12 protein-coding genes are annotated in these 15,594 nt (G+C 47.0%); 5 read left to right on the forward strand and 7 right to left on the reverse strand.

What is annotated here, in order from left to right:
- Window position 1: 1 nt before the first annotated feature.
- The 4 genes from V7S65_RS11215 to V7S65_RS11230 all read right to left on the reverse strand — a co-directional run bounded on the left by V7S65_RS11215 (window position 2) and on the right by V7S65_RS11230 (window position 4,093).
- A complete protein-coding gene (locus V7S65_RS11215) occupies window positions 2-304 on the reverse strand; it encodes a YtxH domain-containing protein (RefSeq protein WP_111579005.1) in 303 nt (100 codons plus the stop codon).
- 636 nt (window positions 305-940) lie between these two features.
- Complete coding sequence (locus V7S65_RS11220) at window positions 941-2,194, reverse strand: TlpA disulfide reductase family protein (protein WP_111579004.1); 1,254 nt, start codon at window positions 2,192-2,194, stop codon at window positions 941-943.
- Window positions 2,195-2,198: 4 nt separating this feature from the next.
- Window positions 2,199-2,888 (reverse strand): YggS family pyridoxal phosphate-dependent enzyme, encoded by a 690-nt coding sequence (locus V7S65_RS11225; RefSeq protein ID WP_336387087.1) that lies wholly within the window; start codon window positions 2,886-2,888, stop codon window positions 2,199-2,201.
- 65 nt (window positions 2,889-2,953) lie between these two features.
- On the reverse strand, window positions 2,954-4,093 hold the full coding sequence (locus V7S65_RS11230; RefSeq protein ID WP_079473297.1) for an acyl-CoA dehydrogenase: 1,140 nt from the start codon (window positions 4,091-4,093) through the stop codon (window positions 2,954-2,956).
- A gap of 237 nt (window positions 4,094-4,330) precedes the next feature.
- Between V7S65_RS11230 and V7S65_RS11235 the strand changes: the two genes are divergently transcribed.
- Window positions 4,331-5,278 (forward strand): arginase, encoded by a 948-nt coding sequence (locus V7S65_RS11235; protein WP_079473296.1) that lies wholly within the window; start codon window positions 4,331-4,333, stop codon window positions 5,276-5,278.
- A gap of 6 nt (window positions 5,279-5,284) precedes the next feature.
- Here V7S65_RS11235 and V7S65_RS11240 read toward each other — a convergent pair whose 3' ends face one another.
- Window positions 5,285-6,367 carry a DUF3810 domain-containing protein gene (locus V7S65_RS11240; protein WP_336387086.1) on the reverse strand — a complete coding sequence of 361 codons (1,083 nt, stop codon included), beginning with the start codon at window positions 6,365-6,367 and terminating at the stop codon, window positions 5,285-5,287.
- Window positions 6,368-6,382: 15 nt separating this feature from the next.
- Between V7S65_RS11240 and V7S65_RS11245 the strand changes: the two genes are divergently transcribed.
- On the forward strand, window positions 6,383-7,261 hold the full coding sequence (locus V7S65_RS11245; RefSeq protein WP_168771434.1) for a fructosamine kinase family protein: 879 nt from the start codon (window positions 6,383-6,385) through the stop codon (window positions 7,259-7,261).
- On the opposite strand, the gene V7S65_RS11250 is transcribed toward V7S65_RS11245, so the two are convergent.
- Window positions 7,262-9,682 carry a PAS domain-containing hybrid sensor histidine kinase/response regulator gene (locus tag V7S65_RS11250; RefSeq protein ID WP_079473291.1) on the reverse strand — a complete coding sequence of 807 codons (2,421 nt, stop codon included), beginning with the start codon at window positions 9,680-9,682 and terminating at the stop codon, window positions 7,262-7,264.
- Window positions 9,683-9,927: 245 nt separating this feature from the next.
- On the opposite strand from V7S65_RS11250, the gene V7S65_RS11255 reads away from it, so the two are divergent.
- From V7S65_RS11255 to plsX, 3 genes are read left to right on the forward strand one after another with little or no spacing between them, the layout of a single operon-like run.
- Window positions 9,928-10,470, forward strand: coding sequence for a YceD family protein (locus tag V7S65_RS11255; protein ID WP_079473290.1), 543 nt, complete (start codon window positions 9,928-9,930; stop codon window positions 10,468-10,470).
- A 12-nt stretch (window positions 10,471-10,482) separates the two neighbouring features.
- On the forward strand, window positions 10,483-10,677 hold the full coding sequence (gene rpmF / locus V7S65_RS11260) for a 50S ribosomal protein L32 (RefSeq protein ID WP_079473289.1): 195 nt from the start codon (window positions 10,483-10,485) through the stop codon (window positions 10,675-10,677).
- Window positions 10,678-10,729: 52 nt separating this feature from the next.
- Complete coding sequence (gene plsX, locus V7S65_RS11265; RefSeq protein ID WP_079473288.1) at window positions 10,730-11,692, forward strand: phosphate acyltransferase PlsX; 963 nt, start codon at window positions 10,730-10,732, stop codon at window positions 11,690-11,692.
- Between the two features lie 68 nt (window positions 11,693-11,760).
- Here the strand turns inward: plsX and V7S65_RS11270 are convergent, their stop codons facing one another.
- The gene (locus V7S65_RS11270) at window positions 11,761-15,582 is read right to left on the reverse strand and encodes a sensor histidine kinase (protein ID WP_336387085.1); all 3,822 of its coding nucleotides are present in this window, start codon (window positions 15,580-15,582) and stop codon (window positions 11,761-11,763) included.
- Window positions 15,583-15,594: the final 12 nt, after the last annotated feature.

A 15,594-nucleotide genomic window follows, 5' to 3' on the forward strand; every position in this document is an offset into this window, starting at 1 on the left:
ATTATGACAATGCTTCTCTTCTGAACCTGTTGTAAACGCCCTGACTTTTATTAATCAGCTTCAGCACTCTTTGGCGAACATCATCCTGCAGGCCGGTTATTTCATGTTCGAATACTTCTTTCAGATCAGACAGATCCTCTCCTCCTTTTCCTACCAGGCCATTGATTTTATGACGCCAATCATCTGCTGTTGTTTTAATTTTTTTACGGGTTTTATCACCGCTATCAGGGGCTGTTAATAATCCAATTACTAAACCGGTAGTAAGGCCGGCTATAGCACCTGCGAGAAATTTCGTTGTAGACATAATTTCTGGATTTTTATGGTTTAACAAATGATTTGTGTGCATGGTTCATTCACACTGTAACCAGAAATTTTCAAATATCAGGCCAGTAAAAGTGTGTGGAGAAGATCCGATCTTAAAGAAATGTTATTGTATAGGAAAAGGGAAGAAAAACCACCTGCTAAGAGAGAGTAAATGTACCAGTATCAATATCGTGAAAATTCGAAGGGAACGCTATCCAGGACAACATCAGAATTGACATTGTCCCGGCAGGTGGATAAGATAAGCGTATTAGATAATGGAATTTATAAAAGTCAAACGGAGCAGTAAAATAATCAGATTCTGGTATTTTTCAAACCTTTTTGAAAGAAATGAAATAATAAATTTTATTAAAAAGTAAATCCTCCCCGGAAAGCAAATACCAGAGAGGATTTATGTGTTTCGGCACAATATTATACAATAGTCTTATATATTGGTTATAATACCTTTTTAGCCCGAATATCTGAAAAGCACCAGTTATGAAAACGGATTGTTAACAGGAAGATAACCTCTCCGATGCCTCATGCATGCTTTAACTACGCTTCATCCATGCTTCATCCATGCTTTATCCATGCCTTTGACGTGGACTTGATGTGGACCTGAGGTGGACTTGATCCGGACCTACTCAGCTTCCAACATACTGGAAACCAGTCGGTTAAAGTCAGCCTGGAACTGTTCGTAGTGTTCTCCTGTACCGGGGCCGGAAAAGCCGGTATGCACTTCCTGTACGTTCCCTTTTTTATCGATAAAGATAGTGGTGGGGAAACCTTTGATGCCGGTGAGCTGCGGGAGGGTCTTCTCTCCTTTTGCAGGATCGGCGGGCGTTACGCCGGTAATCAGTACCGGGTAGCTTACATTAAAGCGTTTCAGGAAGCCTTCGAGGGCATGTTTCGATTTTTCGAAGTCGGTGGTGCGTTCATAAGCCAGCCCGATTACTTCCACGCCACGGTCTTTATTCTTCTCGTACCATTTGCTGAGGAAGCCGGTTTCGTCCATACAGTTAGGGCACCAGGAGCCCATGAGGGTAATGATTGTCACTTTGTTTTTGAAGCGGTCGTCTTTGATGTTCACCTTGTTGCCGTTGAGATCAGGGAAGGTGAAATCAAGTTGTTGCTGACCGGGTTTCATGGTGACGATGGTTCTTTCGTCGGCGAGTTTGGCGGTATCATTTTTCACAGCCGACCAGTATTCGAGTCCGTCGCCGATACCGGCAAAGAAGCGGCCGTCTGTGATGCTGTCTTTCCCAACGCGGGCCGTAAACAGGTACGCATGGGAGCCATCGAAGGTGGAGAGGCGCAGGGTATCGCCATCCACCACGCCATCCAGGAAGCGGTAGTCGCCGGTGGTGGTGAGGAAGGTGCCGTGTACAATGTTACCGGATTGTTTAAACTCCCCGATGGCAGTAGAAGGGGCTTTGTCCTTATCTTTTGAAGATACAAACTGGGTTACCCAGCGGCCGGACACATTGGCGGCAGCGGGTGTGTTTACGGCGAAGCGTTCTGCCTTGCCTGCTACAGCAGAGAAAGGAATGCTTACGTCTTTATCCGCCAGGTGCCTGATCCAGAGGCCCTCTGCGGCGCTGTCGGAGGTAAGCTTTGCTTTGAATTCCGAGTCGAAGAAGGGCATTTTAATCAGCAGGGAGTCGCCGGTTACGGTGACTTCATCTACCAGTAATTTATCTGCGGCGTTCAGTACATACAGTACTTTTTTACCGGCGGTATCTTTTACTTCAAAGTTGAAAACGATGTCTGCCCCGTCGGTGCGGTGCAGTTTTGCCTGCCACACACCATTGGCAGGGGTTTTAGCGGATTGACCGGTATTGCAGGCGGTAAAAGCCAGGCCGATACCTGCCAGGAGGATGCTTAGTTTTTTCATAAGACTACATTTGTGAATAGTTCCTTTCGCCAAAGAGCAGGCTACCGATACGCACCAGGGTACTCCCTTCCTGCAGGGCGAGGTGATAGTCGGCGCTCATGCCAATGGACAGTTCTTTAAAGTACGCTTCGTTGTTAAAGTAAGTGGTTTTAACGGATCCAAACAATTTGTGGAGCTGGTGGAACTCTTCACGGATCTGTGTTTCGTTGGAAGTGTTGGTAGCCATGCCCATCATGCCGGCAATGCGTACCTGTGAAAAAGCGGATGGATCGGCGTGATATGTTTGCAGCAGTTGCTGTAACTCCTGCGCATCCATACCAAACTTTGTTTCTTCTGCTGCAATGTGTACCTGTAACAGGCAATGAATAACACGCTGATGTTTAGCAGCCTGTTTATTGATTTCCTGCAGCAATTTAAGACTATCCACTGCATGAATAGTATGAACAAATGGCGCAATGAATTTTACCTTATTGGATTGCAGGTGCCCAATAAAATGCCATTCTATGTCTGCCGGTAAAAGTGCCTGTTTTTCTGTTAGTTCCTGTACGTAGTTTTCGCCGAAGATCCTTTGCCCTGCTGCATAGAACGCAGCGATATCTTCCACTGGCTTCGTTTTGGAAACGGCTACCAGCCGGGCGTGATATGGATGGAGCCGGTCGAGCACTTCGTAGTATGCTTCTAAATTAATTGCCATCGGGCAAAGATAATCCTAAAAGCGGATTTTGTCTTACCCGGAGGTATTCCGGGTAAGACAAAGCGTTAGCTGAGGATGCTCCTGCTGATAACGATGCGCTGTACCTCTGAGGTACCTTCATAGATCTGGGTGATCTTGGCATCGCGCATGAGGCGTTCCACGTGGTATTCTTTTACATAGCCGTAGCCGCCGTGTACCTGCACCGCTTCGGTGGTTACCCACATGGCGGTTTCGGAGGCAAATACTTTGGCCATAGAGCTGCTGAGGGTATAGTCCTGGTGCTGATCTTTATCCCATGCGGCTTTGAGGCATAACAGGCGGGCGCCTTCTATGCGGGTGGCCATATCTGCCAGTTTAAACTGGATGGCCTGGTGCTGGGCTATTTCTTTACCAAATGCTTTTCTTTCTTTAGAATATTTCAGGGCCAGTTCATACGCGCCACTGGCGATGCCGAGCGCCTGGGATGCGATGCCGATACGGCCGCCGGCGAGGGTTTTCATGGCAAATTTAAACCCGAAGCCGTCCTCTCCTATCCTGTTTTCCTTTGGCACTTTTACATCCTGGAACATCACGCTGTGGGTATCGCTGCCGCGGATGCCGAGTTTGTTTTCTTTGGCGCCGATGGTAATACCGGGCATTTCTTTTTCCACGATGAGGGCGTTGATGCCTTTACTTCCTTTTTCAGGGTGGGTTTGCGCCATTACCAGGTACACGCTGGCGGAGTTACCGTTGGTGATCCAGTTTTTGGTACCGTTGAGCAGGTAATGATCTCCTTTATCTTCTGCAATCGTACGCTGGGAAGTAGCATCAGAACCGGCTTCAGGCTCACTTAACATAAACGCGCCAATTATCTGCCCGGAAGCCAGGGGTACCAGGTATTTCTGTTTTTGTTCTTCTGTACCAAATGTTTCGAGCCCCCAGCAAACGAGGGAGTTATTAACACTCATGACCACAGAGGCAGAGGCATCTATTTTTGAGATTTCTTCCATAGCCAGCACATAAGAGATCGCGTCCAGTCCTGCTCCCCCATACTTCGGGCTCACCATCATACCCAGGAAGCCGAGTTCTCCCAGTTTTTTGATCTGTTCTGTGGGGAACTTCTGGTGTTCATCCCTTTCTATTACACCTGGCAGTAATTCAGTAACAGCAAAATCGCGTGCTGCCTTTTGTATCATCAGATGCTCTTCCGTCAATTGAAAGTCCATGATTTTAATTTTATATGGTAATAGACTCAAATTATTTATAAATCAGCAGCTAAAAAAATAGCCCGGTTAAAATTCAACGTTGTCAACCAGAACCGGGGAAATATTGAACAAATCGCTACAATAACGCTACTGTATTGGATTTGATTCATGTATTATATACAAGTTTTTCACCATCACACGTTCCGTTGCTTTGGGCGTTCACATAAAATCCTGTAGCTTGCCTTTAATGCTATTTTTATGAAGAATATTAAAATAATAGAAGTAAAATCAGAAATAGGAGCAGGTACGCGTGGCGCCAGTTTGGGTGTAGATGCTATTAAGATTGCCGCGCTGGACTTTATGAGCAACTTTTTTGTACACTTCCCCACCGAAGCAATTGAAACGGAAAATAAGCTGTTGTTTGAACCTATCGAATCGCCCTATGCCAAAAGGATCAAAGGTACTTTTAACATGTATGAGCGTATCAGCAAAAGTGTGTGCGAAACAGTGAAGGCTAACTGGTTCCCGGTACTGCTTTCCGGTGACCACAGTACTGCCGGCGCAACAATTGCCGGGTTGAAAATGGCCCATCCCAAAGCCAAGCTGGGCGTGATCTGGATAGATGCGCATGCTGATCTGCATACACCTTATACCACCCCTTCCGGTAATATGCATGGTATGCCGCTGGCTACCGCCATTGCGGAAGACAATATGGACTGCAAGGTGCACGACCTGGATGAGAATACCGCTAAAATGTGGAATGCCCTGAAAAATATCGGTAAAATAGCGCCGAAAGTGCTTCCGGAAGATATTGTGTTTATTTCCCTGCGGGATTATGAGAAGGAAGAAGATTACCTGATCAAGCAATATGGCATGAAGGTGATCACCACCAGTGAAGTACGCAGGAAAGGGCCGGAGAACATTTCCCGTTCTGTGTTCCGTTACCTGAGTGATTGTGAGTACATCTATGTTTCTTTTGATGTGGACAGCCTGGACGCTTCTATTTCCAAAGGTACCGGCACACCGGTAAGTAATGGATTGAGAGAGCGGGAAGCTGAGGACCTGATTGCCAAGTTCATGCAACACCGTAAGATTTGTTGTTTTGAGATCACCGAAGTAAACCCTACGCTTGACCGTGAAAACCTGATGGCAGAAATTGCCTTTAATATTTTGCAGCGCAGCGTGAATGTGCTGATGATGAACTGATGCCTGTTATAGTTTGAAATAGGCGATGAGCCAGCCGGTTACTTCGCTGTAGCTGCGGATGCCTTTATCCTGTTTATTGGCTTTGAGGTAGCGGTCGTACAGCAGGGAGGAATAGGCATCTACTTTTCCCGTATAGGGTTCATAAAAATCCATGATGGCTTTATAGTCGGCTTTTACGCCGGGGAGCGCCCTTTTCCAGATGTTGCGGGCGAGGGTGGTATCGCGGCGGGCGAGCTGGCGAACGCTGTAAAGGAACATATCAAAATTGGCGGCATAACGGAAATGGCTATCCGGAATGCTGGTAGCCGCCAGGTAACCTACAAAGTTGGCTTCTTCTTCCGGCGCATAACCTATCTGGTGTGCAATTTCATGACAGGAAACAAATGGCAGCAATACATCGGGAACGGTGGTATTTACCTGTGCTTCGTTGGTAAACGGGTTGAGGTAGCCGGTAACACCGGGGTAGTTAAGCCAGTGGCCAAACATAGCCGGTTTTATACTGGGCGCTTTATAACGCAGGGCCGGCCAGGTTTTGGCAGCAGCATCATAAGCAGCGATGGCCCTTTCAAAAACGGGTTTGCCGGTGGTATCCGTTTTCATGACGCCGGTGGTATCGCCCGTGTTGGCCTTTTCCAGGTTGACTAACTGCAGTAATGTATCCGACAGGTGGTAAAGTTGCTGCGTGTTATAAGTGCCCGTAACGATACGGGTATCGCTGGTGAGGGAGTTGCGTTCGTAGTTAAAGCCCCATAATACGAGGAAGGCAAGATATGCCCCAAGCAGGAATTGAACACCGCGAAGCAGTTGAAAACCCAGGGCTTCCCAACGTGCGCGGATGAGTTTATAACATAGTTTTAACAAATAGAGTATTCCTCCGATAATCCAGGCAGTATATATTACATCGCCAATACTGAATGGAACTATACCTGTTACTTGTCTGAACGCCAAACTACTCCAATCGTACCACCTATGGAAGTAGAAATCGCCGAAGCGGTTACTCCAGGCGAATAATCCTTTTAACAACAGTATAGCCGTAAGTGTTAGTACAATACGGACGATTTTCTTTTTAATCCGGACTTTTGTCTCCATATAATGTGGCGGAACATGATAGATGAAATTCTACAAAAACAGTTAAGCACAGCACTTTCCGAACATTTGAAAGTAAAAATACATATTAATGATGCAAAAAGCGTGCATGGTGGTGATATTAACGAATCTTTTCGTATAGGCACCAACGAGGGATATTTTTTTATTAAGATGAATGATGCCGGGAAGTACCCTGATATGTTTAAGCAGGAGTATGCGGGGTTGCTGGAGTTGCAGACTGCCAAAGCATTGCAGACGCCAAAACCATTGGCATACGGGAGTGTGAATGGACGGGCTTACCTGTTGCAGGAATTCCTGACGAAGGGGCAGGCAGTGGCTGATTTCTGGGATGACTTTGCTGTTTCGCTGGCGAAGCAGCATCGCGTAACGCAGCCCCATTATGGGTATGCGGGAACCAATTATGTGGGAAGTTTGAAGCAGTATAATACGCCTTACAGCAGCTGGCCGGTGTTTTATGCGTTTAACCGTTTGTTGCCGCTGATCAGGATGGCTTATGACCAGCAGCTGGTAGACAGGCAGCTGGTGCAGCAGGTAGAGCGGTTGTGCCGGCAGTTGCCGCAGATTTTCCCGGTGGAAGCGCCGGCATTGCTGCATGGTGATTTGTGGTCCGGTAATTTTATGGTGGGAAGTAACGGGCGGGCCTGTGTTTTTGATCCGGCGGTGTATTATGGCCACCGGGAAATAGACCTGGCCATGGCGCGGCTTTTTGGTGGTTTTGACACGCGGTTTTATTATGCGTACCAGGCTGCCTACCCATTACAGCCGGGGTGGCAGCAGCGGATAGGCATCTGCCAGTTATACCCGTTGATGGTACATTTCATTTTATTTGGCGGTAATTATTACAACAGCATGAAAGAGGTGCTGCAATCGTACTGATCATTCGCCGGGGGAGTCGATAAAATCGCGCATCTTGCCATATTCTTCTTCCACGAGTGGATAGTAGCGGTTTACATCCTGCGTAATTTCATCAAAAAGCCGGCAGATTTCTGTACTGTGCAGTTCCTGGTTGATACGGAGATAATTTTCCAGTTCCTGCATTTTAGCGCTGATCCAGGTGAGGCCCACCATGGCGAAATTCGGTTTCAGTTTATGCACCTGGAATTTCATGGCTTCCCATTCGTGGTTATCTACCATTGTTTGCAGTTTGGCGATTTCATCCCGGATAGTTCTGATAAAAATTTCAAAGAGGTCGGCGGCATAGGAAATATTGCTCTCATAGAGATCTGTGAGATATTTGACATCCAAATCGTTATTAAACTCAAATCCGCTTAAGTTCTGCACTTCTTCCATTATTAATTCTGTTTCGTCTTCGTTGAGATATTTATTAAAAATCTGTAATAGCTGGTCTGGTGTATAGGGTTTAGTGAGTATATCTGTTATTCCGGCGGCCCTCGCCATGGTGGCGGTGCTTTCCATTGCTACGGCGGTGGTGGCGATTACCGGTGTGGCCACATTCGGCTGTTCTTCATCTGCCCTTATTTTTTGAGCCAGTTCCATGCCATTCATGCCAGGGATACGGATATCCATGAGGATAAGGTCGTATTGCCGGGATTCGAGGAACCAGGTAGCATCCGGGCCATTGGTAGCCAGCTGATAGTTGATTTTGTATTTTTCCAGCAGGCTCATGATATAGCGCAGGTTCATCTGGTTATCTTCCACCACAAGGACCCTTGCGTCTTCAAATGACCGTTGCAGTAATTTCCTGCTTAGCTTATCTGTATTGACCGTGAGTGGCCGGCGGCTATCCAGGAAGGGGATATTAAAGCTAAAGCAGGTATTAAAGCCGGAGAGTTCTTCCACGGTGATGTTGCCACCCTGGATTTCCACAAGTTGTTTAACGATGGCGAGTCCCAGACCTGTACCACCGTATTTTTCACGGATATCGTCTTCTGCCTGTTTGTAGTTCCGGAAAATGAGTTCCAGTTTATCCTTTTTGATGCCTATGCCCGTATCGCTTACCCGGAAGCGTATCCAGAGCTTATTTTCCTGCCAGCTTTCCTGGGTGGCAGTGATGGCAATTTCGCCTTCGTTGGTGAACTTCTCTGCATTACCTAACAAATTGATTAGTATTTGGTTCAGTAGTACATCGTCGCCAATCAGCCAGGTGTTGAGGGCAGCGTCCAGTTCTGCGGTTATTTTTACGGGGCGGCGCCCCAGTTTGAGTTCAAAGGTATTGCGTAGTGACTGGATCAGTTCGCGGAGGTTGAATTCGCGTTGGTTAACCTGTATTTCCCGGGCTTCAATGCGTGAAATATCGAGAATATCACTGACTATGCCCAGCAGTATGCCGGAGGAGTTTTTCAGGATGTTAACGTATTCCTGCTGTTGCGGGTCCAGGTGGGTTTCTTCGAGCAGGTGGGCCATGCCGATGATGGCATTGAGCGGCGTACGGATTTCGTGGCTCATGCTGGCGAGGAAGTCTTTCTGGGCGCGCTGGGCTTCTTCTGCCTGGCGGCGGGCTGTTTCCAGTTCCTGTTGCAGTTTTTTCTGATCTGTAATATCTATGTGGATCCCTGCCCCGCCGGTAATGTTACCGTGGCGATCGTATATATTGGCCGAGCTGGCCAGGATCCACCGGTTGGAGCCGTCTTTCAGCTTTATTTCCATGTCGTATACGAGGGGCACGTTTTCATCGAGGCGTTTTTTGCGGAGGGCGCGGGCGTAGGCCCGGTTATCTTCCGGTACAAAAACGTCGGTGATGTTCCGGCCGATGAGTTCCTGTTCGTTATAGCCGGAGAGGCGGCAGAAGCTTTCGTATACGCGGGTGATATTGCCTTTTACGTCTGTTTCGCACATGGCAGCGTTGAGGTTATTAAGGATAACCCTGAATTTTTCCTCATTGCGTTTTATTTCCTCCTGTACGTTGTGCCTGCGGGTGATATCGACGGCCTGCCAGATGCTGCCGCTGAATATTTCGCCGTTGAATACGGGGAGGTAATTAATTTCCCAGATATGACCGTTGCGGAAGGGCACTTCCCAACCGAACCAGGGCTTTTTTTCCTTGCGGAGGGATTTCATTTTGGCTTCCAGCGGCACATAATCGGCTACCATTGGTTTCAGATAGCGGATCAGTTCCGGATACGAGCAGTTCAGGGGGGTATTCCCATTCATATACCGGCTGAAAATGTCATTTACCCATATGCAGCGGTGTTTTTCATTGGTCACCAGCAGGCCGGCGCTGGTACTGTTGAGCCAGGCCGTTATGGGCAGGGAAAAGAGGTCCGGAGCACCGTTTAACGGCATGCCGGCACTACCAGTAGTGTTTATTTTCTTACTGTATTTTCCTGTGGCCTTCATCGTTTTGATGGAATGGGGATACGGGTTTTCAATAAAATCGTTGAATTGTGAAAATCAGGTATAAGATAAAAGCTAATTACGTACCTTTGCGCCTCACGCCTGGATGCCACAACATCAATATGGCTGATATTTTATGATATAAATATATATATAAATAAGATATCGTTGGTGAACAAATTTATGAAATTTTTGCAATTGCAAATATTTAATTACCTTTGCATCCCTCTAAAAGTGAGGATATTGATATGAAACCACTCCGCGAATTTGATATAGCCTTTGTTGGATTAAACCCAGGGGAACATTCATTTCATTATGCTATCGGGGAGCGTTTCTTTGATAATTTCGAGGAGCCGAGGGATTTCAGTAATTGCGAGGTGAGTGTAAATCTTACTTTGGACAAGAAGAGTAACTTCTTCTTACTGAAATTTGCGATAGGTGGTAAGGTAACAGTTACCTGCGACCGGTGCGGAGAGCCCTTCGAAATGCAGCTATGGGATGATTTTAACCAGATAGTAAAGCTGGTAGAGAATCCGGAAGAGCTGGCAAGTGGAGAAGAAGATCCGGATGTATCGTATATACTGAAGACAGAGAGCCATTTGAACGTGGCAGAATTTATATACGAGTTCATCCATCTGAGCATTCCAATGCAACGTATACATCCTGACAATGCCGACGGCAAAAGCGGGTGTAATCCGAAAGTGATTGAAATGCTGGAGCAAATGAACCAGCAGGCAAAAGAAAACGATAACCCAATCTGGAAAGGATTGGATAAATTTAAGGACAATTAAAAATTAAATAAAATGCCAAATCCTAAACGCAGACATTCTCAGCAAAGATCAGCAAAGAGAAGAACGCATTATAAGGCGGTAGCGGATACATTAAGCACAGACAGCGCAACCGGTGAAGTGCACCTGAGACACCGTGCTCATTGGGTGGAAAACAAACTGTACTACAGAGGAAAAGTAGTGTTGGAAAAACAGAGCGCAGCTAAATAATAAATTATTTTACTATTTTTACCCGAGCTAACAAGAACAAACCTTGAGTTACATGAGAATCGGGCTTGATATGATGGGTGGCGATTTCGCGCCCACCGAAGCAGTAAAAGGAGTAAAATTATATTTAGACACTGTTGCATCTGAGGTGCATCTGGTTTTAATTGGAGACGAACAACAGTTAGCTCCTTTAATTGCAGCAGCACAGCTGGACCAATCAAAATATTCAGTTGTTCATTCATCCCAGGTAATCGGGATGGATGAACACCCTACCAAGGCGCTGAAAGAGAAGCCACAATCCTCCATCTCTATCGGTTTTCATTTACTGAAAAATGAAAAAATAGATGCTTTCATCAGCGCAGGTAATACCGGCGCCATGATGGTGGGCACCTATTATTCCATTAAAGCCATAGAGGGAGTGCAACGTCCTACTATATCTACTCTGGTACCCCGTGAAAACGGCACGTACGGCCTCTTGCTCGACGTAGGTATCAACGCCGACTGCAAACCTGAAAACCTGGCACAATTTGCCCTTCTCGGATCCCTATATTCCAAACATATTCTTCAGGTACCCAATCCTAAAGTTGGTTTACTGAATATCGGTGAAGAAGAAGGCAAAGGCAACCTGCTTGCGCAGGCAACTTACCCGCTGTTAAAAGAAAGCAAACAAATTAATTTCGTCGGCAACATTGAAGGAAGAGATATCCTCTCCGAAAAAGCAGATGTAATTGTATGCGAAGGCTTTACCGGAAACATCGTACTTAAGATGGCCGAATCATTCCATGAAATTGCGTTAAGACGTAATATCCAGGATGACTACATGAAAAAATTTGATTCTGAATCATATGGCGGTACTCCTGTTTTAGGCGTTTCCAAACCAGTAATTATTGGTCACGGTATTTCCCAGGAAACTGCATTTAAAAACATGATACAGCTGTCGCAGCAAATGATCGAAAGCAAACTGCTGGAAAAAATTAAAGAAAGCTTTGTAGCTAAAGACGATACACAACAGCAGTAAATGCAAAAAAATTATTTAAAAGACGCTCTGGAATCCAGAGCGTCTTTTTTTTGTGGAGGATTGCCGTATTAATGTCCCTGCAGCGGCAACTTCACATAGAACGTAGTGCCTTCATTCAGCTTCGTTTCAAACCAGATCTCCCCTCTCGCCTGCTCGGCAATGTTTTTACACATGGCCAGTCCGAGGCCGGTACCGGAAGACTTGGTAGTGAAGTTGGGAACGAAAATGCGGGATTGTATTTCGGTGGAAATGCCTTCGCCGTTATCGGATACACTCACAATCACGTGACTATCAGAAGTCATTTGCAACCTTACCACGATCTGTCCTTTACGGTCGTCGGGGATGGCCTGTATAGCGTTCAGCAACAGGTTGGTGAACAGCCTGTTCATCTGGGTTTTATCTGCAAATACATAAAAATCGTGTGTGGGCTGCACGTAGGTAACTTCACAATCTTCATGCCCCTGGTACAATGAGGTGAGGGAATACAACACTTCGTTGAGCAGGAATTCTTCGTTGTTTGGTTCGCCAATGCGGGCAAAGGCGGAGAAGTCGGACGCAATATTGGAGAGGTGTTCGATCTGTTCCACGAGGGTGCCGGCCACTTTGCGCGACAGCTCCTTCACATTGGGTGAATCGCCGGCGATAGCGCGTTGCAGGTATTGGATGCTCAGCTTCATGGGCGTGAGCGGGTTCTTGATTTCATGGGCCACCTGCCGCGCCATTTCACGCCATGCCCCTTCCCTTTCACTTTTAGCCAGTCGCACCGCACTCACTTCCAGCTTGCGTACCATTTTATTGTATTCCTTTACCAGTGCGCCGATCTCATCATCTTTATCCCATTCTATTTCATCGTTGCGCTGACCCAGGTTTACGTGCCGGAGCTTTTCCGTTACCAGCGAGAACGAGCGGGTGATGGAATTGGTGATCAGCAGCGCCACCATTCCCGCGATGAGGAAAATGAAGGCGTTGAAATTGATGAGGGCCACGAGGAAGTTGGAGATCTGCTGGTTCAGTTCTGTTTGCGTGGCGAAATAAGGAACGTTCAGGTATGCGATCACTTCATGTGTATCATGATTACGCAGTGGCATGTAACCCGACAGGAAAGGCATTACCCCGATATATTCCGTATGGATAAACTGGATCTGTTCCAGCCGGTATAAACTGTAGAATGCCTGCGGGTCTATTTTTACAGAGATCAGCCCTTTGTCTGTCATCATCGGCTGGGTGGTTTGCTGCAGGTTGCCATCGCGGTCGTAGATATTAATATCCAGGGCCCGTTCATTGGCGATATCCGACAGGGAGGTGGCCAGCTTTTTCATCAGTTCTGAATCATACATATCCCCTACCTGGTCCAGGTCGCGCTGGTTTTCCAATACCTTTTCCACGTCTTTGGCTACCTCTCTCATGGTTTTGCTGAGCCGTTCGCGGTTCTGCATTTCAGAGCGGTAGATAAAGAATTTAATAGTGGTGATACCCAATATCAGGAAAGAGAAAATAACAACAAAGATGATGGTGCCATGTACTTTTTTGCGGATGCTGATATTGATCAGTGCGCGCAGATTGCTGATCCGCATCCTTGCTTTGATGAGCAGGTCGAATGCTTTGTATACAGCAATGATGAGCAGGAACAAACAGAACATGTAAGCAAACAGGGTGATGAATTCCACGAACATCCTGTTTTCCTTTACCACTATCACTACTTTTTCAGGGGTAGCGCGGTAGATCAGTTCTGAATAACCTTTGATGGATTTTACGGTCACATCTGCCGCAGGCAGTTCATGTGCATATAACCGGATGGGGAAAGGGAAATCGTTGTTGTTGCTAACGAGGATGCCTTTATCGTATACAGCAAAAGAATAGGCGCCGGCGTATTCGCGGCCCGGATCACTCATATCGCCTTCCACCAGCAATTCAGGATAAAGCCGTTCGCTGCTTACAGGTTTTGGCGCCAGGGTGTATACCAGCCAGCCGGTTACTTCCCCGCCGGCGTTGTGAAATTCTTTTTTGGCGATATAGCTGTAGTCGTTGAAGCTGCGCTCATAATAATACAGGTCGTTGCCGGGCACCAGTGATGGAGAGGCTTCCGACTCGGTAAATATCTGCCGGTTAAAAGTTAATAAGCTGGCGGTATCTGCGGCAAACAGGGAGGCGCCGTTTTCATCGTAGGCATACAGGTTTACCCGGAACCTGCTCAGGTAGCCCTGGAAATATTTTGGCAGGAGCAGGCTGTCGAACGCCGATTTACGGTGGGTTCTGCCGTTATGGTCCTGGAAAAAAAACTGGAGGGCTTCATCGTGTTCTATCTTTTTACCGATATCATTCAACAGCATCTCCAGGTAAGGATCCTTTTGTTTGGACAGGTCTTCCGCGAGTTTCTGACGGGCATACAGCTCCTTATGGTTGTTATAATGTACCAGTGCGCCCGAGGTGGTGATGGTAAGCAGGAAGAGCCAGAACAGGAATGGTACGGTGGCCATACTGCTTTCAAAGCGATCGGCAAGGAAGTCGAGCAGCACGATGTAGATCAGCAGCCAGATCACCATTGTAACGGAGAATGGCAGTTCCGGGTTGTGGATACGGAACAGCAGCCAGATGATGCCTACCGCTGCCAGCCAGATATATTTGGTACGGTATTGAAAATTAGTGAGTTCATTCAGCAGGTAGTTGATGATCTGGGAGAAGAACAAAAAGCTGAAAGATATAAAGCCCAGTACCATAAAGCCGATGATGCTGTAGATGATACTGTATTCCGTAAGACTGAAGGGGTTGGTTACATCAAAAGAGATCTTGGAATCTATTACCAGGCTCTGGATGAGGTCTGCCAGGAATTGTTCCACGATATAGAGGATCAGGCTGGCGATGATGATCACTACGCTCTGCGCCCATCTTTTTTTGAGTACCGGCGGGTTGATGGTTTTTACGTGTTCCCGGAAGAAGAGGATCATCCAGAAGGTAAGTAATACGTTGATCAGCAGATCGCCGAGCGAGTAGAAGATTTCATCCTTTGCATAGATCCTGGGATCAAAGATATTGAGTTCCTTCAGGTTAAACGGGAACGGGTATACGTAACTGAGTACCCGCATACCGAATACGATGAGGAACAGGAACAGGAAGCCATACAGCGGGTTGGTGGTTTTGGCCAGCAGGGTGGCAAAGAGGTTGAGGAATATAAGTACGCAGATACAACCCAGCACCCGCAGCAGTATGCTGAGATTATTGGAAGGATGTACGTGCATGCCGGTGTTGTAATCGAGGAAGAACAGCGTTTGTCCCTGCCCGTTATTTACCGGCAGGATGGTATGTTCCGGTACTACCAGGGCGGGTTGTTCCCGGAGGATGCTGTACTCCTCTCCCAGTTCTTCCTTATCGTAAAAGTGATTGACCAGGTAGTTGTTTTTAATGGCATATTCCATGCGGATGGGAATAGCCGCCACCAGGTATTGTGCGTGCCCCCGGATTGATTTTACTTTCCGGGTGATGACTTCATAATAGCCATTTTTCAGCTTCATGAACCGCTGGCCGTTTTCCAGTGTGGTTTGCAGTTCATCCGGCTGTACCTGGCTGGTATTCCAGAAGGTGAGCCAGATGCCGGTGTTATTGGAATCGTAGGCAAAGAGGTAATACTCCATGCCGGTGAGTTTGTCCAGTGTTTGCTGGTCGTAGCTGCGCTGGAAGAGGGAGGCGGTGAGGGCCGTATCTTTAGCGAGTTTTTCGAATGTTTTTTCCCGTTGATGGATACTCTTTTCCATGCTGCGTTTCACGCCCTGCGGGGACGAGTAGTACGACCAGTAGTTACTGAACAGGAAAGCGAAGGTAAACAACCAGGCTGCAATGATCAGGAGATAGCCATGTCGCAGGAAAAAAAGCCGTATTTCTTTAGAATCGATCAATGCGGGTGTATT

It is taken from the genome of Chitinophaga sp. CCNWYY40, assembly GCF_037483205.1.
Lineage (GTDB): Bacteria > Bacteroidota > Bacteroidia > Chitinophagales > Chitinophagaceae > Chitinophaga > Chitinophaga ginsengisegetis.